The 20,829-nt window shown below is 54.4% G+C and carries 17 protein-coding genes and 1 pseudogene; 7 read left to right on the forward strand and 11 right to left on the reverse strand.

Going from position 1 to position 20,829, the window contains the following annotated elements; genetic code table 11:
- Nucleotides 1-85: 85 nt before the first annotated feature.
- On the reverse strand, nucleotides 86-1,108 hold the full coding sequence (gene gnd, locus H7849_RS22260; RefSeq protein WP_186742638.1) for a phosphogluconate dehydrogenase (NAD(+)-dependent, decarboxylating): 1,023 nt from the start codon (nucleotides 1,106-1,108) through the stop codon (nucleotides 86-88).
- A gap of 253 nt (nucleotides 1,109-1,361) precedes the next feature.
- Here gnd and H7849_RS22265 point away from each other — a divergent pair, with 253 nt between their 5' ends.
- From H7849_RS22265 to H7849_RS22295, 7 genes are all read left to right on the forward strand, one after another.
- A complete protein-coding gene (locus tag H7849_RS22265; protein WP_186742640.1) occupies nucleotides 1,362-1,628 on the forward strand; it encodes a UBP-type zinc finger domain-containing protein in 267 nt (88 codons plus the stop codon).
- Nucleotides 1,629-1,638: 10 nt separating this feature from the next.
- Complete coding sequence (locus H7849_RS22270; RefSeq protein ID WP_186742642.1) at nucleotides 1,639-2,277, forward strand: CDGSH iron-sulfur domain-containing protein; 639 nt, start codon at nucleotides 1,639-1,641, stop codon at nucleotides 2,275-2,277.
- 147 nt (nucleotides 2,278-2,424) lie between these two features.
- Nucleotides 2,425-3,681 carry a pyridoxal phosphate-dependent decarboxylase family protein gene (locus H7849_RS22275; RefSeq protein ID WP_222439723.1) on the forward strand — a complete coding sequence of 419 codons (1,257 nt, stop codon included), beginning with the start codon at nucleotides 2,425-2,427 and terminating at the stop codon, nucleotides 3,679-3,681.
- 26 nt (nucleotides 3,682-3,707) lie between these two features.
- Nucleotides 3,708-4,598, forward strand: coding sequence for an aldose epimerase family protein (locus H7849_RS22280; RefSeq protein ID WP_186742646.1), 891 nt, complete (start codon nucleotides 3,708-3,710; stop codon nucleotides 4,596-4,598).
- Nucleotides 4,599-4,634: 36 nt separating this feature from the next.
- Nucleotides 4,635-5,801, forward strand: a complete 1,167-nt coding sequence (galK, locus tag H7849_RS22285) for a galactokinase (protein ID WP_186742648.1) — start codon at nucleotides 4,635-4,637, stop codon at nucleotides 5,799-5,801.
- A gap of 218 nt (nucleotides 5,802-6,019) precedes the next feature.
- On the forward strand, nucleotides 6,020-7,780 hold the full coding sequence (gene glgP / locus H7849_RS22290; protein ID WP_186742650.1) for an alpha-glucan family phosphorylase: 1,761 nt from the start codon (nucleotides 6,020-6,022) through the stop codon (nucleotides 7,778-7,780).
- 156 nt (nucleotides 7,781-7,936) lie between these two features.
- Nucleotides 7,937-8,179, forward strand: coding sequence for a hypothetical protein (locus H7849_RS22295; RefSeq protein ID WP_186742652.1), 243 nt, complete (start codon nucleotides 7,937-7,939; stop codon nucleotides 8,177-8,179).
- Nucleotides 8,180-8,222: 43 nt separating this feature from the next.
- Here H7849_RS22295 and H7849_RS27215 read toward each other — a convergent pair whose 3' ends face one another.
- The 10 genes and pseudogenes from H7849_RS27215 to H7849_RS22340 form a co-directional block, all read right to left on the reverse strand.
- Nucleotides 8,223-8,927, reverse strand: a complete 705-nt coding sequence (locus tag H7849_RS27215; protein WP_349627435.1) for an alpha/beta hydrolase family protein — start codon at nucleotides 8,925-8,927, stop codon at nucleotides 8,223-8,225.
- Nucleotides 8,866-9,483 (reverse strand): annotated as a pseudogene (locus H7849_RS22305) (alpha/beta fold hydrolase); the annotation flags it as partial. The pseudogene H7849_RS22305 and the gene H7849_RS27215, both read right to left, overlap by 62 nt.
- Before the next feature lie 4 nt (nucleotides 9,484-9,487).
- Nucleotides 9,488-9,658: an alpha/beta fold hydrolase gene (locus H7849_RS27645; RefSeq protein WP_432756509.1), complete on the reverse strand. Its 171-nt coding sequence runs from the start codon at nucleotides 9,656-9,658 to the stop codon at nucleotides 9,488-9,490.
- A gap of 206 nt (nucleotides 9,659-9,864) precedes the next feature.
- Nucleotides 9,865-10,449 carry a hypothetical protein gene (locus tag H7849_RS22310; protein WP_186742655.1) on the reverse strand — a complete coding sequence of 195 codons (585 nt, stop codon included), beginning with the start codon at nucleotides 10,447-10,449 and terminating at the stop codon, nucleotides 9,865-9,867.
- Nucleotides 10,450-10,701: 252 nt separating this feature from the next.
- The gene (locus H7849_RS22315; protein ID WP_222439724.1) at nucleotides 10,702-11,244 is read right to left on the reverse strand and encodes a TQO small subunit DoxD; all 543 of its coding nucleotides are present in this window, start codon (nucleotides 11,242-11,244) and stop codon (nucleotides 10,702-10,704) included.
- Between the two features lie 6 nt (nucleotides 11,245-11,250).
- Nucleotides 11,251-11,880 (reverse strand): response regulator, encoded by a 630-nt coding sequence (locus H7849_RS22320; protein WP_186742657.1) that lies wholly within the window; start codon nucleotides 11,878-11,880, stop codon nucleotides 11,251-11,253.
- Nucleotides 11,877-14,897 carry a sensor histidine kinase gene (locus H7849_RS22325; RefSeq protein ID WP_186742659.1) on the reverse strand — a complete coding sequence of 1,007 codons (3,021 nt, stop codon included), beginning with the start codon at nucleotides 14,895-14,897 and terminating at the stop codon, nucleotides 11,877-11,879. The genes H7849_RS22320 and H7849_RS22325 overlap by 4 nt, the downstream gene beginning before the upstream one ends.
- A 25-nt stretch (nucleotides 14,898-14,922) precedes the next feature.
- The gene (locus H7849_RS22330; protein WP_251106412.1) at nucleotides 14,923-15,999 is read right to left on the reverse strand and encodes a glycoside hydrolase family 16 protein; all 1,077 of its coding nucleotides are present in this window, start codon (nucleotides 15,997-15,999) and stop codon (nucleotides 14,923-14,925) included.
- A gap of 109 nt (nucleotides 16,000-16,108) precedes the next feature.
- The gene (locus tag H7849_RS22335) at nucleotides 16,109-19,693 is read right to left on the reverse strand and encodes an ABC transporter permease/M1 family aminopeptidase (protein WP_251106413.1); all 3,585 of its coding nucleotides are present in this window, start codon (nucleotides 19,691-19,693) and stop codon (nucleotides 16,109-16,111) included.
- Nucleotides 19,694-19,713: 20 nt separating this feature from the next.
- The gene (locus tag H7849_RS22340) at nucleotides 19,714-20,595 is read right to left on the reverse strand and encodes an ABC transporter ATP-binding protein (protein WP_186742661.1); all 882 of its coding nucleotides are present in this window, start codon (nucleotides 20,593-20,595) and stop codon (nucleotides 19,714-19,716) included.
- Between the last annotated feature and the right edge of the window lie 234 nt (nucleotides 20,596-20,829).

Genomic DNA, 20,829 nt, shown 5'->3' on the forward strand with positions numbered 1-20,829 from the left:
AATCCCGAAAGGGAATCGCCCCTTCGCTTTAGATCCAGAGAGGGTGAACGAATTCCCCTCTGCATTTTCAAAGGCACCGCATCCACTATTTTGCGGCTGGTTTCTCAAGATGCCCACCGAATGCGAAGCGCATGGCGGAGAGAAGTTTGTCGGAGTAGTCTGCAAGTCCGCGTGAGCTGAATCGTTCGTAGAGCGCGGCGGTGAGTACGTGCGCAGGAACTCCCTCATCGATGGCGGCCTTTACTGTCCAGCGGCCCTCGCCGGAATCTGAGACTCGGCCACCAAACTTCGAGAGTTCAGGATCGCCGTGAAGCGCCGATGCGGTCAGGTCGAGCAGCCAGGAAGCAATGACACTGCCGCGCCGCCACACTTCGGCGACATCCGGCATATTGAAATCGTATTGATAGTGGTCGGGGTCGCGCAGAGGCGTTGTCTCGGCATCGATCTCGTGGGTATCTTTGCCAACATTGGCGGCTTTCAGAATGCCGAGGCCTTCAGCGTACGCCGCCATGATGCCGTACTCGATGCCGTTGTGCACCATCTTGACGAAGTGGCCACCACCGCTTTCTCCGCAGTACAAGTAGCCCTGTTCGGCTTGGGTCGGCTCGCCTTCGCGGCCCGGGGTCCGTGGAGTGTCTCCGATACCAGGTGCTATGGCCTTGAAAATCGGGTCAAGATGCTCAACGACTTCCTTGTGGCCGCCGATCATCATGCAGTATCCACGCTCCAGGCCCCACACTCCGCCGCTCGTTCCCACGTCGACGTAATTGATGCCCTTCGGCGCGAGTTCTTTGGCGCGGCGGATATCGTCGATGTAGTAAGAGTTGCCTCCATCGATAAGGATGTCGCCTTTTTGCAGATGAGGAACAATCTCTGCGATCGTGTCATCGACGACTGCCGCAGGAATCATCAGCCAAATCGCGCGCGGCGTTGTCAATTTGTTTACGAAGTCGGCCAGCGACGACGAGCCGCCCACTCCCTTTTCCTTTGCCAGATCTTCAACAGCCTTGGCTGACCTGTCGAACACGACACATTCGTGTCCGTTACGGGCGAGGCGGCGAACCATGTTCGCTCCCATTCTTCCGAGTCCCACCATTCCAAGTTGCATAGTGCTCCTTTTCAAGTATTTCGCGATGCGCTAATCCGAAGGGTGATCGACCTCTGTAAGATAGCCTACTACTTTTAGAAACACATGAATCGCACAGCGCAGGCCGGATCAGGTCTAAGGTCGACCTCACTTATTGGGCTTAGACGCTGCAGCAACCTTAGACGATGCAGCAACTCATCCGGTTACGAGAGATCGGTCTCGACGAATCGGACATTTAAGCGGAAAATGATGTGGCTGTACAACGGAGGGTTGAATGGCGCAAGCAACGTGTCCCCATGTCAAGGATCACGAGAAGAAGGTGAAACCTGGCAGCAAAGGATGTGAAGAATGCCTGAAGACCGGCGATAGCTGGGTTCATTTGCGCATGTGCATGGAATGCGGCCACGTCGGCTGCTGTGACTCATCCAAAAACCGCCACGCCCGAGCGCACTTTCACACGACGCAGCACCCTATTATCAAGTCGGCTGAACGAGGCGAAAACTGGCGATGGTGCTACATCGACGACATGTATCTGCAGTAGGGATGCCGCCATGGGCAAGATCAGAGAGTACGAAGGCAAGGACATCACTATTCTGTATGACGTGGCTCGCTGTTACCATGCCACGGAGTGCATTCACGGCGCGCCGGCGGTCTTCAAAAAGGATGCCCGGCCGTGGGTCCATCCGGATGGCGAAGATGCCGCCAAAACGGCGCAGATCATTCAGCGGTGCCCAACCGGCGCCTTGCACTATCGCCCGAAAGACGCATCACTGAACGAGACTCCGCAACCCGAAAATGTGGTCACAGTCACGGAAGATGGGCCGCTTCTGGCACGCGGCGACTTTGAAATCGCACTTTCTGATGGGACACTGCGAGAGACACGCGCCGCGTTCTGCCGGTGCGGGGCTTCTGCGAACAAGCCCTTCTGCGATGCTTCCCATATAAAGATTGGATTTCATGATCCCGGTCCAGAGGCTGCAAATGCCACTGGATCCTCTGTGTCGACCGGGATCGTCAAATTCAATCCTGCGAGAAACGGACCGTTGCTAGCCTCAGGCAGCCTGACTGTCAGGAATGCCGCCGGTGAGCTAGCCGCACAACTTCAGCAGACAGCATTCTGCCGCTGTGGCGCATCTGCAAATAAGCCATTTTGCGACGGCAGCCATCAGGGCATAGCATTCGCTGGCTGACTAGATGAAACAGGTATCCTGTGACTGGTTCGTATGAAACAGGATCAGGCACTGCAACTCTTTAGCGAGGCCCTGCCCAGGTTACAACAGGCTTTCTCGCATCTACCATCGTCCGATCCATCGGCAGAGACGGCATCAACGGATGCTATGCGCGCAGTTCTAGACGAACTCACCGAACGGCTCGCGGATAACTATCCGTATTTCCATCCGCTTTACGCGGGGCAGATGCTCAAGCCGCCTCATCCGATCGCGCGGGCAGCATACGCGCTGGCCATGTGGATCAACCCGAATAATCATGCTCTCGACGGCGGCCGGGCCAGTTCGCGCCTCGAAGTTGAAGCCGTCCGGGAAATCGCTGCCATGTTTGGTTGGACCGAGCACCTGGGCCACCTCACCAGCGGCGGCACCTTCGCCAATCTTGAGGCTCTGTGGGTAGCGGGACGACTCGTACCGGGAAAAAAGATCGTAGCTTCAGAAAATGCTCACTACACGCATCAGCGCATCGGCAGTGTACTCGGCCTCGCGTTCGAGAATATTGCTGCAGATACGCGCGGGCGCATGGACTTATCCAGTCTTGAGACAGCGCTGCAGTCCGGTGAGGTCGGGACAGTCGTTGTTACATTGGGTACCACTTCCGCGGGTGCTGTTGATCCACTAGACAAGATATTAGATCTGCGCCAGCGCCATAGATTCCGCATTCATGTGGATGCGGCGTATGGCGGCTATTTCAAGCTCGTGTCGGATCTGGGGCCAGATGCTGCGCGAGCCTACGCAAGAATCGACGAGGCTGACTCGATCGTGGTCGACCCACATAAGCACGGGCTGCAGCCCTATGGTTGCGGTTGCATTCTGTTCAACGATCCCTCGGTGGGACGCTTTTATAAGCATGACTCGCCTTACACATATTTCACATCCAACGAACTGCATCTTGGCGAGATCAGCCTGGAGTGTTCGCGGGCAGGGGCTACGGCGACGGCCCTGTGGGCAACTCAGAAACTCCTGCCGCTAACTCCTGACGGTGAGTTTGCGCAGGGGCTTTCGTGCGGCCGAATGGCAGCCTTGCGCGTCTATAACAAAATAAGGCAAGACAAACGATTTTTTCCCGGCCCCGAACCTGAATTGGATATCTTGGTCTGGGCCGTGAAAGCGTGTACATTGGAGGAGTCTTCGCGGTTGGCCACCGCGGTTTTTGATCTTGCCGCGAAGCAAGACCTTCATCTGGCACTTGCTCAGGTGCCGGTCAACTTTTTTGGTCCTGAGACGTGGCCTGGAGCGCCGGCCGACGGCAGGGTTACTTGTCTTCGGTCAGTGCTGATGAAGCCGGAACATCTGAACTGGGTGGATGCTATATGGGAAAAGTTGAGCCACGCAGTGTCGAAGGCGATCGAACCCGAAACCCTCTAGAGCAAGCTGTGCTTGAGAACAGCAGGATGCGAGTGGTCGTCCTTCCTTCGCTGGGCGGCAAGATCGCATCCATTCAAATTCCGACCGGAGAGGAGCTACTGCAGCAGCCTCTACAGCCCTATGCCCTACGCACGCGCTATATGAGCTTTGACGCCAGTGATGCCAGCGGATGGGATGAATGTCTGCCTTCCGTCGCTGCCTGCGAAGTTCCAATAGCATCCGGAACTGTTCAAATTCCCGATCATGGAGATTTCTGGCAGGTACCCTGGGAAATCAGCGCCCAGAACGGGAACGAACTGGCAATGTTCGCGGATGGCTTTAGCCTCCCTTTGCGATTCGGCAAAACTTTGCGGCTTGACGAGCATCAGCTACATATTTTCTACGAGGTGCGAAATCTGAGTGACGAACCGGTGGAATATGTCTGGTCGGCGCATCCTTTGTTCGCTGTCGAGCCTGGGGATCGCATTGTTCTCCCGGAGTCAATCTCGGAGGTAACAGTCGAGGGTTCTGCGAAGAATCGGCTGGGCGAGCCGGGAACGAAGCAGCTGTGGCCGCAGGCGCGAATGAACGGGAAGTCAGCGGATTTAACCATTGCAGGTAAGAAAACAGACGGCATCGGTGACAAGCTTTTCACTGCCGCACCGAAGGAGGGTTGGTGCGCCATTGAGCGTCGTCGGCTGAAAAGCCGGGTCGAACTGCGGTTCGATTCCCAGGAATTACCTTACCTGGGGCTTTGGATTTGTTACGGCGGTTGGCCGGGCAACGGAGCAAACCGCCAGCAGTGCGTCGCTCTCGAACCGTGTACTGCTCTGGGCGACTCACTGGCATCGGCAGCAGAACAAGGCCGTGCGCGGAAGCTGACTGCGAGTACTGAAGATCGCTGGTCGCTTGAATTGCGTGTAGCTGGTGTATTGTAATCACGGGTTCCCTATTTTTATCGAGGCCTGCCCAAAATGCTAGATGTAAGCGGTATCAGAGAGCTGCACCGGGAGAAATTCGGCAAGGAACCCATCCTCTTTCTTGCTCCCGGCCGCGTCAACCTGATCGGCGAGCATACCGACTACGCTGACGGCTTTGTCATGCCGGCAGCAATTGATTTTGCAACGATTGCAGCAATTTCCCCGTGCAGCGATGCAAGTGCAACCGTCTGCTCGAAAAACTTCGGGGAGGGTATCTCGCACGCATTGGGCGAGATTGGCGCCCACGGTTCGCATCACTGGAGTGACTATCCATTTGGCGTGCTCGCCATCCTGCAACAGGAGGGGATTGCAGTTCCCGGTTTTCATCTGACACTTGAGGGAGACGTTCCGCTCGGTGCTGGATTAAGCTCTTCAGCATCCATTGAAGTTGCGAGCATGCTGGCGATGTTGCATGTTGCCGACGCCTCGCTGCCATTGCCCAAAATTGCTCTGTTGTGCCAGCGCGCGGAGAATGACTACGTTGGTGCTCCGTGCGGGATCATGGATCAATTTGTGTCGTGCTGCGGTGCTGCTGATCACGCTCTATTGCTGGACTGCCGCAGTCTTGATTACCGGCTCGCACCGATTCCGAAGCACCTGAGCCTGGTGATCTGTAACACGATGGTGAAACACTCCCACGCGGGGGGTGAGTATGGTTCGCGACGCGCTGAAGTTGAAGAAGGCACCGCGATCCTACAGAGGCATCGCCCAGAGGTCCGCCTGCTCCGCGACGCTACGGTTGAGGACCTCAAGCGCTGGGGGCATGAGATGCCGCCCAACGTGCTGAAGCGCTGCCGCCACATCGTTACTGAGAATGTCCGAACGGTGGCTGCAGCGGACGCACTGGAAGCGAATGATCTGAACACGCTGGGACGGTTGATGGCTGAGGCCCATGTAAGTTATCGCGACGATTTCGAAGCGAGCTGTCCTGAGGCTGACATCATGGTTGAATTGGCCAACAAGCTGGAAGGCTGCGTTGGAGCTCGACTTACGGGTGGTGGATTCGGCGGCTGCACAGTGAATTTGGTCGAGTCAGTGCACGCGAAGCAATTCGCGTCGAAGATTTCTGCCGCTTACGAAGCGCGCACAGGCATTCATCCTGAGATCTATCAGAGCCATGCATCGGCAGGAGCACACAAACTGGAGCAGGATGCATCTTAGTCACACGGTAAAGTATTCATTTCCCGAAATGATGTTGGCGACGTTGCCGACTCATCGTTTTGTCGGAAACTTTCAGCGGTGTGCTTGGTAAAATCTGAGAGCTGGATTGCTTGCTGTGCTGCTGCGATAGATGGCAGATGGCATTAGAAATTGTGTCCGTGCAAACCTTGATCAACAGCCAAGATCTGTTGACTGTTGTGCACGGGGAGAAGAGTTGAATGAGTCTTTCAAGTGGTTTTGTCTCTCTCAACCCCAATGAGAGTTCACGTATTGCCTATTTTTCCATGGAAATTGCAGTTGCCCCGCATATGCCCACCTACAGCGGAGGATTGGGCGTCCTTGCCGGCGACACCTTGCGTTCCGCCGCCGATATGGGTTTGCCACTCGCAGCGGTCACGCTGGCGCATCGCAAAGGTTACTTCAGACAGCACCTTGATAAAGACGGCGTGCAGACCGAAGAGCCACAGCCATGGAAGATAGAAGAAAAGCTCACCCCGGAGAAGCCGGTTGTCACCATCACTCTGGAAGAGCGCGAAGTGGCACTGCGTGCCTGGCGGTATGACCTGATCGGCGTGTCGGGACATCGGATACCGATTTACTTTCTCGATACCGACCTGCAGCAGAACGACCCCGCCGATCGTACGCTTACCGATCAACTGTACGGCGGTGATGGCGACTACCGCTTGCGTCAGGAAATCGTCCTCGGCATGGGTGGTGTTCGATTCCTGGATGCCCTCGGATATAGGGCAACGGTCTACCACATGAACGAGGGACACGCGGCTTTACTGACCCTTGCATTGATGGAAGATCAGATGAACGGTGCTCCTCTTTCATCGGCTAAAGAGGCCAATGCGGCGGCTGTTCGCCAGCACTGCGTTTTCACCACGCATACGCCGGTACCTGCCGGACACGACCGCTTTTCTCTCGAACAGGCGAACCGTATTCTTGGCCGGGATCGCCTCGCCTTTCTCGAACGCAATGGCTGTATTCACGAGGGCCTGTTGAATATGACGTACGTTGCGTTGAGCTTTTCACGCTTTGTGAATGGCGTAGCCATGCAGCATGGCAAGGTGTCTCGCTCAATGTTTCCCGAGTACAACATCAGCGCCATCACCAACGGCGTTCATGCTGCGACGTGGACTTCAGCCGCATTCCAGAATATCTTCGACCGGCACATGCCTCGCTGGCGTCAGGACAACGTGACGCTGCGCTACGCAATCGACATCCCGGAAGAGGAAATTGAGAGTGCCCATGCCGCCGCCAAGCAGTTGCTGGTAGACGCAGTCGCACAACGTACCGGTGTTGCACTGAGGACCGATGTCTTCACGATCGGTTTTGCCCGCCGTGCAGCGACGTACAAACGGGCTGATCTTCTCTTTACTGATCCGGAGCGGCTCGTGCGATGTGCGCATGAACACGGCGGTTTGCAGATCCTTTACAGCGGCAAAGCCCATCCGGCAGACGAGCCCGGAAAGGCCAAGATTCGCCACGTTATTGAACTGGCAAAGAAGCTGAACTCTGATGCTCTGCACATTGTTTACCTCGAAAACTACGAATGGACGCTCGGCGCTCTGCTCACCGGCGGCGTAGATGTCTGGTTGAATACTCCCAAGCGCCCCTATGAGGCCTCCGGCACCAGCGGAATGAAGGCGGCGTTAAATGGCGTCCCCAGCCTCAGTATTCTTGACGGCTGGTGGATCGAAGGCTGGATTGAGGGAGTGACCGGGTGGGCGATCGAAGATCACGAGGACGAAGCCGCCGAGGCCAACTCTCTTTATGAACATCTCGAACACGTATTACTGCCGCTTTTTTATGAGCAGCCGCAGCAATGGCGCCGAATTATGCGTTCCACCATCGCCTTGAATGGATCGTTTTTCAATACGCAACGCATGCTGGAACAATATGTTGTCAATGCCTATTTTCCAGAGCAGCGTGTTACTGAGCCGGCAGCGGAGCCTGAACCGGCCCTTGCAAGGTAATCAGTTGAGAGGGCGCGTAAGTACCGAGTTGTAACAATCAGGGCCTTACGAAAGACTCTGAATGTAAGAACCAATTCGGCAGAACAAAATGATTGAACTCGTGTTTCAATTCCGATAGCGACCCCCGGCATCAAATTACTGAGGTAGGAGTTCGCGGTGGCGGATAAGAACATGATCGAGAAATTTTCGATGGCGGAGCTTTCCCGGCTGCGTCAGGAATTGATGCAGTCGGGGATTGACTCCAGGCAGGCCGCCGAATTAGTCGTCGCATTTCTCGGTGCCCATGGCTACGGCACGGATTCGAAACTGGTTTCTGATGTGCTGCCTCGGCTCGAAGGCTTCGGTTGCTCCGTAGACTGCCTCCAGGCGGAGCTTGAGCGCGTCGCGCTGGTGATGTGACGCCTCCCCTCCCAGCTCTGCTCTGAGATTCGTCTTATTTGCCTTATACGACTTTCTCCTTCGCGAATGACTGAAAAACTCCGACGATTGTTCGTGAGAGTTCATCTTCATTTCGCTTTGTCATAAGCTCATGCCCCGCGCCTGTGATTTCGCACAGTTCCGTTCGGGCTGGGATGAGTGTTAAGGCCGCAACCATTTCCGAGGTAGTAGCGAACCCATCTCGGGTACCGTGGACGAACAAAGCCGGCGTCCGGAGCGAAGAGAAATGCCCGGTCCTTAGCTCCTCGGGCTTCTGCGGGGGATGAAGTGGGTAAGACAGCAGCAACAGCTCATCGATGAGACCAGGTTCAGCTGCGGCCAGCATCGATGCCTGCCTTCCACCATAGGAATGCCCACCCAGGAACATTCTGCCGGAAGACTGTTGTCGCATCGAACCCAGCGCGGCTCGAAGTCCCTTTTGGTCACGCTCCGCACTTCCCCGCGGAGGAGAGCCGTGCGGACGCGCCTGGCGAAACGGAAGATCACAGCGGAGAACGGTTAATCCGGAAGCGCAGAACGTTTCCGCCAGCTTGATAAGGAGTGGAGCATTGCAATTGGCTCCTGCGCCATGTGTCAGAACGAGGCAGTCTCCCCCACCGATAACCGGCAAATGCAGAAAGCCTCGAATAGAGACCCCATCGACAACATCAAGAAACGCTCGACAATTGTTCACGCTCGGCATCTGATTTAAGCGAATCCGTTTCCCCATTGATAAATGCGAGGAGATCGGCGTTGACCTTGTCCTTAAGGGTAGAACACATGCCGTGGGGCGCGCCGGGATAGATTTTCAATATGGCCCCTTTGACAAGTTTCGATGAGAGGAGTGCCGACGCGCCGATTGGCACGATCTGGTCATCATCGCCGTGCAAGATGAGCGTAGGAACATCAAACTTCTTCAGGTCTTCCGTAAAATCGATCTCCGAGAAAGCCTTGATGCAGTCATAAACGGCCTTGTGTCCTGCCAGCATACCCCGCAACCAGAACGAGTCACGTAGACCTTGCGAGACTTTGGCGCCCGTCCGGTTGAACCCATAAAAGGGTTCGCTAAGATCCTTGAAAAACTGCGAGCGGTCTCCGAGAACACCAGCACGAATCTGATCAAATACCTCAATTGGCAGGCCATTGGGGTTGGCTTTTGTTTTCAACATCAGCGGAGGCACAGCTCCAATCAGCACCGCTTTTGCAACCCGCTTTGTTCCATGGCGGCCAATGTAACGAGCGACCTCGCCGCCACCCGTGGAGTGGCCAATATGAACGGCGTCCTTGAGATCAAGTGTTTTCGGTCAGCATAGCCAGATCGTCGGCATAAGTGTCCATCTCATTGCCATCCCATGGCTGGCCTGAACGTCCATGGCCGCGGCGGTCATGAGCGATGCAGCGGTATCCCTTGCGGCCAGAAAAATCATCTGGTCTTCGAAAGCATCCGCGTTCAGCGGCCATCCGTGGCTGAAAACAACGGGCTGTCCACTGCCCCAATCTTTGTAGTAAAGCTGCGTTCCGTCAGGCGTGGCTAGGTAAGGCATTTTGGAGTTCCTCCTGTGCTGTGATTTCGAGAGCGATTGAAGGCGTAGCGGATGGTGAACAGGATTTCAGCGCGGAGAGGCTTTCTGCATCATCTCCGCAGAAATCAAGCGCCGCGAATGCGGTTAGGAGTTTGCGGTTGGCTCGTTGAATTGAATGATTTTGGTAGTGGTAAAGAAGGTCACCGACGGTTGATTCCGATATGGCTTGCGACCACGGGGCAATCGCCGGATGCTTGGCGAAAGACTAGCTTTGTCGGCGACGAATCTCTTGGTCGAGCCGCCTCCTAAGACGCGACACTCTCTTTGCTGAATTTGCGGAAGGTCGACCATGGCGGCGCACACCCTTTGCTCCACCTCGGACGTATCTAAATGCAGCAGCCAAGCACAGACCTCGCGGGGCAAACCAACTAGAATTCGCAACACGTAACAGTGCCGGAGATTCTTCGGCAGGTTCAAGACGCAGCGCAGCTCAAAGGGCAGGATGGAAGCAGCACGGTCTTCTTCCGTGAGGTGCTCGCTCTCCAACTGCGGGTCGATGGCATGATGAATGGCGCGGCGAAACAATGCTTCCCCGAATAGATCATCGGGACAGGACATTCTGACGCTCTCTAGTATGGCAGCCTCGGCTCGCTCTACGCTGCCTGTAAGCAGCAGTCCTGCAACGAAGGCATTCTCGAGTGTTTCATGGAGTTTGAATTTGGTCGTCATTGGCGCAACCTCCGTGGCGGTTTGAGAGATAGCAATTGCTTTCACGTACAGTGAATTTTGGCATGGTAGCGAAGCCGCACGCGATGAAGAGGTATCAGTGCAGGTCCCGCTACTGGTGTTGATACAAATCACTATGAAGAAAACGCTGCTGAGCCGCATCACGAGATCGACTGCTTTTTTCTTACCACTATTGAGGTAAGATCAATCGGACAAAGACCGCCGCACACACGCTAAACATACTTGTCTGCGGTCTCATTTCGGAGACCGGGAAATATCAGGAATGATGATTTCACGGCGGCCAAACAAAAAAGCGTCGAGTGAAAACGCTCCCGCACCCAGCAATGCTAACGCCAAGGTAACCACGATGGTCTCAATCGCTCCTGGCGCTGCGAAGTGCGTACTGGGAAGCCCAGGAAATGCCCTCAATGCAAAACCCATACTAACGAGCGCGGCAACAATACTGGCAATCGGAGTGAGAAACCCGATCATGAGGAACGCGCCCAGCACAAAGGTTAAAGCGCCGATGAGCCAGAGCATCGATGCTGGAGCACCTGAGGCGACCAGGAAACTCGCACCCTGTGCCACAGAAATCGAGCCGACCGCGAGCCGCAACAAAAGCAGTCCGAGGCCTGGCAACCCAGCCGGAAACGTGGAGAAAAGCCGCAGATCCTCCGCCTCCTCGATGCTTTGCAGCAAATCGACGTTCAGAATAGCGAAGGCTGTTGCAAGGAACATCCCGAGGGCTCGTAATATTTCGATACCACTGTAGTGGTACTGTCCGGCTGCTGCCTGCATTCCTGTCTACAGGTGCATGATGCCCCTGCGTACAGCGATCGCTACGGCTTGTGTACGATCGCTCGCGCCCAACTTCTCCATAATGTGTTTGACATGAACCTTGACGGTCTCTTCGGAGATGAAAAGGCGCTCAGCGATCTCACGATTCCGGTTGCCGCCGGCGACGTGCCTCAGAACTTCGATTTCACGTTCGCTGAGCGTTTCATCGCTGAAATGCTCGGCAAGACGTGCAGCGATTTCTGGCGGAATCCGTTTCTTGCCAGCGTGCACCTGGCGAATTGCATCGACCAGATCTTTCGGAGGCATACTCTTCAACATATATCCGCGTGCTCCTGCCTCCAAAGCACGCTGAACCTCTACATCGCCCTCGAAAGTCGTCAACATGATGACGCGGGCGTCAGGAAATTCCGCGCGAATTGCGATCAAGGCGTCAATGCCGCTTATATCGGGCAGCCGGAGATCCATAAGCGTGACATCCGGCCGTAGTTCGCGAAACCGCTGAATCGCGTCACGACCACTCGGCGCCTCAGACACGATCTCCATATCGGGTTGGTTGCGGATGATGGTGGATATTCCTTCTCTGAGCAACGGATGGTCATCGACGCAGAAGACGCGGATACTGGGTTTATCGTTCATTTTTGCTCGCTCCTGAATTTCTGGCTTTGCGTCTTCAGCCGGGAGAACCAACCCGGCCGGCGATTTCCAGGTTGATGCAAGTAGGCAACTTTTCCCGGCACGATCAGCTCAACCTCAGTTCCCGCGGTAGATCGGCTCCATAGCTTCAGTTTCGCTCCAATTCCCTCGGCTCGCTCGCGCATTCCTGGAAGCCCGAAGTGTCCTTCCCGACCTGAACGCAGCACCTGCGGATCGATCCCGCAGCCATCGTCTCGAATAAGAATCTGCAGGTGACTGGCTGTGTATTGTAATTCAATCTCGATGCTACTCGCCTGAGAATGCCGGAATGCATTGACCAGCGCCTCGCGTCCAATGCGGTAAACCTCGTCGCGGATCACCGGATGGAGGGCACGAGGCGAACCATCTAGGATGACACGGTAAGCAATCTCTTTTTGAATGGCCAGTTCCTGGGGCACATGGGAAAAGGCTTGTTCGAGATTGAGAGCATCCCGACCCGATGATCGGAGACCTCGAAGGGCATCTCGTCCTTCTTCAATCACCTGTCCCATCAACTGCAAAACGCGGCTCAACAGGGGCTTTGCCGGCGAATTCTCCGAAACCTTGTCCACGGCCACATGGAGTTGCATCGAGGCGCTGAGTAGACCCTGCAGTAGTGTGTCATGCAACTCCTGGGCAATGCGCATTCGTTCTGCCAGGCGTTCTTCGAAGCGAACATTCATGCTGTGCGCCATTTGACGCATGCGCAGTTGATAAAAAATCCATACAACACATACCAACGCCAACACGCACGAGTATTCAAACCACCATGTCTGCCAGAATGCGGGTTGAATCTTGAAAGACTGAGTGGCTTCTGAACTGTTCCATTGCCCGTAGCTATTCGCCGCGATTACGCGAAAGCGATATGGGCCTGGATTAAGGTTTGTATACACCGCCTGTCGCGCGGCGACGGGTTGGCTCCACTCGTGATCGAAACCATCAAGCCTGTATCGATAGCGGACGCTATCGGGGATGGCAAAGCTCAATCCGACATAATCAAAGACGATTCTCTGTTGAGATGCCGGAATCCGCACTGGGTCCTGCATGTTGAATGGATTTCCATCAGCAGAGACAGCTTCGATATGAACGATGGCTGCCGCCGAATCGTTGCTCACGCGGCTTGGATCAGCCACGGAAATGCCGCGATTCAGGGAAAACCAGATACGCCCGTGGCGATCGGTCACGACGGAGCGATCCCGTCTCACGCCCTCATCTCCCTGCAGGCCATCTGCAAGCCGATACTCATGAACATCCTCTTCGTGAATCGCGCCATGCAGGAATTGATCTCGAATGATTCTGAGTACGTGATTCGAAGTAGCGATCCATAAAGCTCCGCCACTGTCTTGGGCGAATCCGAAGATGGGGTCCCGCAAGGACTCTGGAACTGGATGAGGGCCGATAATTTGGTTGCCACGCATCGCAGCAAGACCATTCGCGGTTCCAATCCACAAAACGCCTCCCGCACCCGGCAGAAGGCAAATCACATCATCGGATGGCAATCCATCCTTCACCGCATAAGTACGCCAGTGGCCGTCGATAAACGCATTCAAGCCGCCGGGGGTTGCAAACCACATGGTTCCATCGGAGCTTTCCGCGATCGAAGTAACGGTGTTCGACGCCAGGCCTTCAGCGGTTGTATAGGTGGTGAATCGGCCATTGTTGAGTCGGCTCACACCTCCACTAAGAGTCCCTGCCCACACGGTTCCGTCAGCACTCTCATAGACTGAGTAGACGCTGTTTTGCGCGAGCCCGCGTTCCGTGGTGTATGTCTCTGACGTTAAGATGCCTCCCTGCACGCGCAGATGGGTAAGTCCGCCGCGCTGCCTTCCAATCCAGAGATCGTCTTTATTGCCGACAATCGAATAGACGATATCGTCGCCTATCCCGGCAGTCTTTACTTGTCCAATCTTTTCGCTCCTCATGGAATAGAGGCCACCGCTGGATGGGGCAATCCATGCACGGTCATCTGAATCGACATAGATTGGGCCGCTTCGATCGGACGGCAGACCTTGAGCAGTCGAATACGTCATGAACAATCCATCGCGGAGTCGTTCCAAGCCGTCGGTATTCCCAACCCAAAGGTTGCCTTCACGGTCCTCGAGCAGGGCGGCGACAGCTTCCCTGGATTCTTGACTATGTACGTCAGACAGAACAACTCCTTGCGAGTTGAATCGCAACAGCCCACGCGCCGTGCCCACCCACAGATTGGAGTCGCGGTCCTGCACCAGGCTCAACACCTGAACATGGCTCAATGGTGGCGGAACATTGCTTGCGGAAATCCTGGTTCCATCCCACTGCGCAACACCGTTGTCGGTGCCGATCCACATTTTGCCGTCTTTCACGGGAAGAAGACAATTGATCTTCTTGTCAGGCAGTCCTTCGGTTGCTGCAACAGCTTGGCCATTCTCTACATAGAAGAGCCCGTTGTCCCGAGTACCCATCCAGATCTTTCCATCCGAAGTTTCTGCGAGCGAAAATACCAGCAGATTCGAAGGCAGATTCCTGAATTCGAGCACCTCAAGCTTTCCGTTGCGGTAGCGGAGCACCGGGTGTAGCAAAGTTGAGAGCAACATCCCACCTTTGTTTGCTCTGGACATGGCGGTGACGTTCGACGAAGGCGTTGCAATACCCGATATGACTGTTTCGAATTTTCCGTCGTGGTAGCGAAGCACACCTGCGCCGGGCAGCCGTATCCACATATCTCCGTCAACATCAGTTTTAAGCCCAAGCACGTGGTTAACGTGTGACAACGCCGGATTCAGTTGCTCTGCGTCGAGAAAGTTTCGTCCATCAAATCGAAACAAGCCCTTTTCAGCGCCGATCCACAGATATCCATCCCCTGTCTGAGCAATGGCATTGACCTGTCCACCAGGAAATCCATTTTCTGGATTCCAGCCGTCGCGTATGTATTGCGACATCGCTCGGTCGGGGTCGAGCGCGCATGCCGGATGAGCAAATCCCAGGATTGTAAGAGCAGCCAAGAGCCACCAGAAGCGTCGATGACCATTACGGTAGATACTGGACGCGCTCAATGACAACCTCAGCCTGATGTTGCAGCGGAACTTTGGAGTAGTTGAAGGGGCACAGATTCAGACGTACCGATTCGCTGCCCGGCGATGGCACGTCTGACGTAAATACGTGGACCGCGACTGGATGAGGACTGGAGGTCGGCATATTTCCGCGAACGGTTTCAAAAGTCGCCTTGCCTGGTTCCCAATGAAGAGAAAATGTAAGTGGCCCTGGCGGCACAGTAATGCGCGAGACATTCGCGGGAACGTAATAGGGCTGAACGACATATTGCCCATTCTTATCGTTTGGATCGCCCCAGCGGCTTATCTCGATGTCCATTTCGCGGTGATTTTGATCGGTTCCCAGCTCATCGTAGGTGAAAATACCAAGCACCGCAGCAGGCTCCAATTGAGAAATATCCTGCACTGAAAAAAGATACGTTCCATACCCGAAGTGGCGCGTCATGATTACCTCAGAGCAGGTCCATTGGTCTGGCTTGCGACCGATGCGAAGATGCAGGAAGCCTTTGGAGTCCAGTGAGACGTTGGTAGGATCGTTGTCATGCGGAGAGCCGTTCCGCTCCCCCAATGTGTCGCGGACTGTCCACTCGTAGCCACTGAACTGAATGGTCTTGGACATCGTAGGCGGGGCATTTCCACCCTTAACGGTCGCCACAGCTGCTACGCCACTCCCCTCGGTTGGCAACGCGTCCATTTTGTCCAGAGGATGATATCCAGATTCAACTAGAAGAGCAGCATACTCAGTTCCGAGATGCGTTGAATTCTTCCAAGTGGAATCAGACTGAATATTTGTAAAGGGTTGATAGGCCATCGGCTGGATCCACCAATTGCCAGCCTTGGCGTACAAAACAATCTGCTGGCCGTCGTGCGCACCGCTGACCCGTCCTTCGATGATATCTAATTTGTTTGGACCCCCAGCCCCTGCCGGCGGAACTTTGAGGAACTCGATCGTAGGCCGAGGGCCGCCATCATGCGAATGACAGCCACCTAAAAGGATGCACAGAGCCGCGAGCAGGAATTTCCGTCTGCGAAGATAGCGCGGAACGCCTGGCATCCACGATTTCATACGGCACCATTGTAGCGGGATCGTATTTTATTGGATCGAAGAGGCATTTATTCATGAAACCTACAGCCTGCAACTGAACACATACAGATTCTGCTCGCTACATTTTGGTCACATCGATCATGTTGTCTTCCGGATTGCGATCGATCAGCTTGTTATAAGGATCGATCCCGGCACGTGTCGGCTTCTGGTCAACGATGAACTCGACAGTCGAGTCGTTTTGCGAGATCCACTGCTTCTCTACATGGATGGGTTGTTCATGATCTTTCGTGCCGGAAAAAACGCCAACCTCGATGAGATCGTGCAGTGGAACTTCAGTTTCCACGCCATCGCCATTCGCCTTCAGCTTGCGCGATTTCAAGGTGAGGACAACTTTGTACTTATGATCGGGAGTCTCCTGCCAGGTGGCCGAGACGACACGATTGTCATAAAGCGTGATGCTCTCAAACATGTCAGTAATCAGATACTGAAGATCGGATGGCGTAACAGCCCGCAACGACACTACCAAGCCGCGCGTATCTGGGTACGGCGGCATGCTGTAACGGTTCTTTATCAGGAAATCCCTGAGCCCCTGATTTAGCCTGTCCTCACCGATATAGTCGCTCAACGCATAGAAGACCAGAGATCCCTTCTGATACCAGACATACGGTTCATTCTGCACCTGCACAAGTGGCGGCTCATGCCGGACCTCCCCGCTGCGTCCGCGCAGATAGCCATCGAGCTCATGCTTCAGAAAGCGGCGCATATGGGTATCGCCGTACTGATGTTGCATGACGCGCAGCGCAGAATATTCGGCAAGGCTCTCCGACATCATGTTCGAGCCCTGCACGTCAGCGCCGATCAGTTGATGCCCCCACCATTGGTGTGCGAGTTCGTGCGCGGTGACGAAGTAGGTGAAATCGATATCATCCTTTTTTTTCAGTCTGCCGATGAAGCCGATGTCCTCCGAATAAGGAACAGTGTTCGGGAATGACTGCGCAAAACCCCGATAGCGAGGAAACTCAATAACCCGGTACTGCTGGAACTGGTATGGGCTGTAGTTCGCCGTGTAGTAATCCAGGCCATGCTTCGACGAGGACAACATCTTGTCCAGATCAAACGTATGCATCGGCGTGTAGTAGATTTCGAGATTCACGTCCTTCCACTTATCGTGTTTGACGGCGTAACGACCCGACAGATATGAGAAGAAGTCAGCGATGTCCGTCGATCCCATGCTGTACTCAAAGTAATTCCGACCATTGTCCGTCCATTGCCGTTGGAGATATCCCGGAGCGATGGCCATTTGATCAGCAGAAGTGCTGACCACGGCGTGATACGTGATCCAGTCTGAATCCGGACGGAAGAGGTTCAACTGCGTATAGTAAGCGTCGCCGCGCGGGGCCATTTCCTGATAAGGGCCGAGACTCTCTTCCCGGCGACGGACCGGGTTATCCAACTCTATGCCGCGGTTATAGCCAAGATACGGAAAGTAATCCTGATCAAAGAAGGTCCCATTGTAGGCAAGCTCCGGACGTTCGTTTCCGTCGCGGAAGCCGCGTGACGTCCATGAGCAGCGGAAATCCATGCGCATCTTTTCGCCGGGCGCAAGAGGCTGGGCCAGGTGATAGATGGAATAGAAGTGGCGTTTGTCGTTCAGCGTCAGTTGTGAAGGGCGGTCAAAGTGGATCTCGTCAAGAGATTCCTTCTGTCCTGTAATGTGAATATCGCTGATCGATTGACTGGAACGGTTCTCCAGAATGTACCATCCGATCGCTTTGAAAGATCGCTGCTGCGGATAGATATCGACCGTCGTATCAACGGCAATAATTTTCGGCAGCGGTTGCTTCTCATATTTTTTGTAGAGCTTTTCGTACTCGGCCTGCAGATGGCGCTGTTGTTTCGTCGTACGAAATGGATTGAGGCGATGCGTGTTGTAGTAGAACCATGCGCCGCTCCCGACTGCAACCACCAGCAAGACGGCTGCTGCCGGAGCCAATTTGGGCATACGATCGAATGCACCATGGAAACGAGTCTTCCACGATGTGTCGCTTCCCCGGCGATGCATGGCAACGCCGAGAATCCCCAGAAGTCCAGCGATGGCAAGCCAGTAGAGAAGCGACCAGAAAAGTCCAGGAACGAAATGCCCGTAACCATTCATGTCGGAATAGGTATAGGGTGTAATTTCTCCGAAGAGGACAAGACGGTTCTCAATACCGACTCGATACAAGACAGGAATCAGAATGAAATAACCAATCGCAATGCCATGCCCGAGAAACTTATTGCCGACAAGTGTCTGAACGCACATGGCAAAGAGTGAGAAGGTTACCACCTGCGTGAACGTGATCAGATAGAGTTCTTTGAAATACTGCAGCAACTCAAAGTGGTAATAGCCCTGAATCGCCTGGGAAAAAACTCCACAAACCAATACGCAGGTGAGCAGCACGAGTTGAACGACAGCCAGCGCACACAACTTGCTCAGCCAATCGACCCATTCGCGTGACGGCAGTGAATCGTGGATCTGTTCAAAACGGGTATCGCGTTCGCGCCACACCAATTCTCCTGCATACAGAGCGGCCACGATGAAAAGAAAGAAAGTCGCATTTCCTTCGACGGATTGCAGCATCAGATAGGTCACGGGCCAGACATCGCGATCATCAACGCGGCCTGCGAAATGCGCATTGATCAGCACATACGCGATCATCAATGCGGTGATACCCCAGAATGGAATCTCGCGAACGATGTTCTGGATACGTAACCGCAGCAGTGACAAAAACTGCTGCACCGTTGTGTGAAAGCCGAAATACTGCTGCACCTTTGGAAGAGAAACAGCAAACCGTGGTCTGGGCGGATGCAATTCTTCCTGCTCAACCTTTTTCTTCTTGCGTGATGCTCGAGCGGTGAGCAACTCAGCGGACATCGGAAAGAATATCCAAGTAATCGCGAGCGCCAGGACTCCAACTCCCAGCCACAACAGCCGGTTCCATAGGAACATGCCCGTCCACGTCGCGACCAGTGTGTTTCTTTCCGCGACGGTCCAGTAGCGCGTAACGCTGTCGAGCAGAAGAACGCCAAGCGGATCGAACACTGAAGGCCAGAAACGCTCCAGACTTCTGGCTGTAATCACGCTTACAAGGCCGACCAGATAAATAACAAAGAGAACTACGCCCTGCAGGTAGACAATGACAATCTTGCGCGTGAGCGCGGCAACCATGAAAAAGAGGCTACCTAGAAAAAATACTTGCACGACAATGATGGAAAAATACAGTTTCGCAAACATCGCGAAATGGAGCGGTCCTATGCGCGTGTGATCTGCCCAGGGAGCAAAGCAGCCGATTATTTCTCCGATCGGCAGTCCGGTAAAGATGAGGAGCGTGATGACGATCGATCCAGCCCAGCGGCCTCCGAGATAAGACAGCTTTGAGATCGGTTTCGTAAAAACCATCTGCCATGTGTCGCGCTGGAAGTCACGCAGGATGGCCGGTCCGAAGATCGCGGCCATCACAATCATTCCGAAAGCAGTCAGCTGGAAGAAGATCTGCATTGTCGCATAAGGCCCATTGAGCAGAATCTTCCCCGCACCGACTGGGCCGAAATCTTCTGCTGCCACGGAGAGGAAGGCGAGCAGAAACCACATCAGAAAGTAAACATACGTCGAAATACTCTTGAGTCGCAGTCGAAGCTCTAATTGGAAGAAATCAAGAAACATGAAGATTCTCCGCGGCCAAATCAGTTGGTCTTTTGGCGTTCCAGACTGAGAAAGTACACATCTTCAAGGTTCGGATCGACAGATTTGAAGCCGTCTCCCGGATCGCTCTCTGCATACACGCGCACCTCATGCACGCCACTCAGCAATTGCACGGACACGAGTTGCATTCCTTTCTCGATTGCCGTCAGCTCAGCTTCATTGTCGACAAGCTTGCTCCAGATACGGCTGTTGAGCTTTTCAAGCACCTCAGTCGGAGATCCTTCGAGCAGCACTTCGCCATTGCTGATGATGGCCATCCGGTTACACAACTCATGGACATCTTCGACGATATGGGTCGACAGAATGACGATGACGTCACGGCCAATCGCGCTGAGTAGATTTAGAAAGCGATGACGCTCCGAAGGATCGAGGCCCGCTGTGGGTTCGTCGACGATTATGAGCTTGGGATTGGCGAGAAGCGCCTGCGCGATACCGAAGCGCTGCTTCATGCCTCCCGAATACGTGCTCAGAGCTTTCTTGCGCACTTCCCAGAGATTCGTTTGATGCAGTAGTGCCTCGACCATATCTTTGCGCTCGCCGCTCTTGGTCACGCCTTTCATCACGGCGAGGTGATTGAGCATGTCGAGCGCGGAAATCTTCGGATAGACTCCGAATTCCTGAGGAAGATAGCCGAGGAGTTGCCTGACTGTTTCCTTCTGCTTGATGACATTGACTCCGTCGAGCCAGATCTCTCCCGTATCCGGCTCCTGCAGAGTGGCAATGGTGCGCATCAGCGTGCTCTTGCCTGCTCCGTTTGGCCCCAGCAGGCCAAACATATTGTTCCCGATGGTAAGACTCAGGTTTTTGAGTGCTTGCACTCCGTTGGGATAGGTCTTGGATAGACCGTTGATGGTAAGCGGCAAAAGCACCTCCCTTAGCTGTCAAAAGGCCAGAAGCACAGTGTCTAGTTCGATTTCGACGGGGAACCAGTATATCCGGCGACTCGCGCAAGTCACTATCTTGTTTCAGCGCCACGAAGTACCGTCTTTCCTATGTGTTGATAAAAAGTTGTTGCCGAAAAAACGGAGCATGTAACTGTTTTGAACATTCTGAATCTCACGGATGCAGACGGGAGGTTCAGAATGATCATGCACGAA

The organism is Alloacidobacterium dinghuense (assembly GCF_014274465.1).
In the GTDB taxonomy this organism is placed as follows: Bacteria; Acidobacteriota; Terriglobia; order Terriglobales; family Acidobacteriaceae; genus Alloacidobacterium; species Alloacidobacterium dinghuense.

Bases quoted from the DNA above. Each gene is read 5' to 3' on its own strand.
- gnd (WP_186742638.1), bottom strand. From the start codon at position 1,108: ATGCAACTTGGAATGGTGGGACTCGGAAGAATGGGAGCGAACATGGTT.
- H7849_RS22265 (WP_186742640.1), top strand. From the start codon at position 1,362: ATGGCGCAAGCAACGTGTCCCCATGTCAAGGATCACGAGAAGAAGGTG.
- H7849_RS22270 (WP_186742642.1), top strand. From the start codon at position 1,639: ATGGGCAAGATCAGAGAGTACGAAGGCAAGGACATCACTATTCTGTAT.
- H7849_RS22275 (WP_222439723.1), top strand. From the start codon at position 2,425: ATGCGCGCAGTTCTAGACGAACTCACCGAACGGCTCGCGGATAACTAT.
- H7849_RS22280 (WP_186742646.1), top strand. From the start codon at position 3,708: ATGCGAGTGGTCGTCCTTCCTTCGCTGGGCGGCAAGATCGCATCCATT.
- galK (WP_186742648.1), top strand. From the start codon at position 4,635: ATGCTAGATGTAAGCGGTATCAGAGAGCTGCACCGGGAGAAATTCGGC.
- glgP (WP_186742650.1), top strand. From the start codon at position 6,020: ATGAGTCTTTCAAGTGGTTTTGTCTCTCTCAACCCCAATGAGAGTTCA.
- H7849_RS27215 (WP_349627435.1), bottom strand. From the start codon at position 8,927: ATGGGGAAACGGATTCGCTTAAATCAGATGCCGAGCGTGAACAATTGT.
- H7849_RS27645 (WP_432756509.1), bottom strand. From the start codon at position 9,658: ATGGCCGCTGAACGCGGATGCTTTCGAAGACCAGATGATTTTTCTGGC.
- H7849_RS22310 (WP_186742655.1), bottom strand. From the start codon at position 10,449: ATGACGACCAAATTCAAACTCCATGAAACACTCGAGAATGCCTTCGTT.
- H7849_RS22315 (WP_222439724.1), bottom strand. From the start codon at position 11,244: ATGCAGGCAGCAGCCGGACAGTACCACTACAGTGGTATCGAAATATTA.
- H7849_RS22320 (WP_186742657.1), bottom strand. From the start codon at position 11,880: ATGAACGATAAACCCAGTATCCGCGTCTTCTGCGTCGATGACCATCCG.
- H7849_RS22330 (WP_251106412.1), bottom strand. From the start codon at position 15,999: ATGCCAGGCGTTCCGCGCTATCTTCGCAGACGGAAATTCCTGCTCGCG.
- H7849_RS22335 (WP_251106413.1), bottom strand. From the start codon at position 19,693: ATGTTTCTTGATTTCTTCCAATTAGAGCTTCGACTGCGACTCAAGAGT.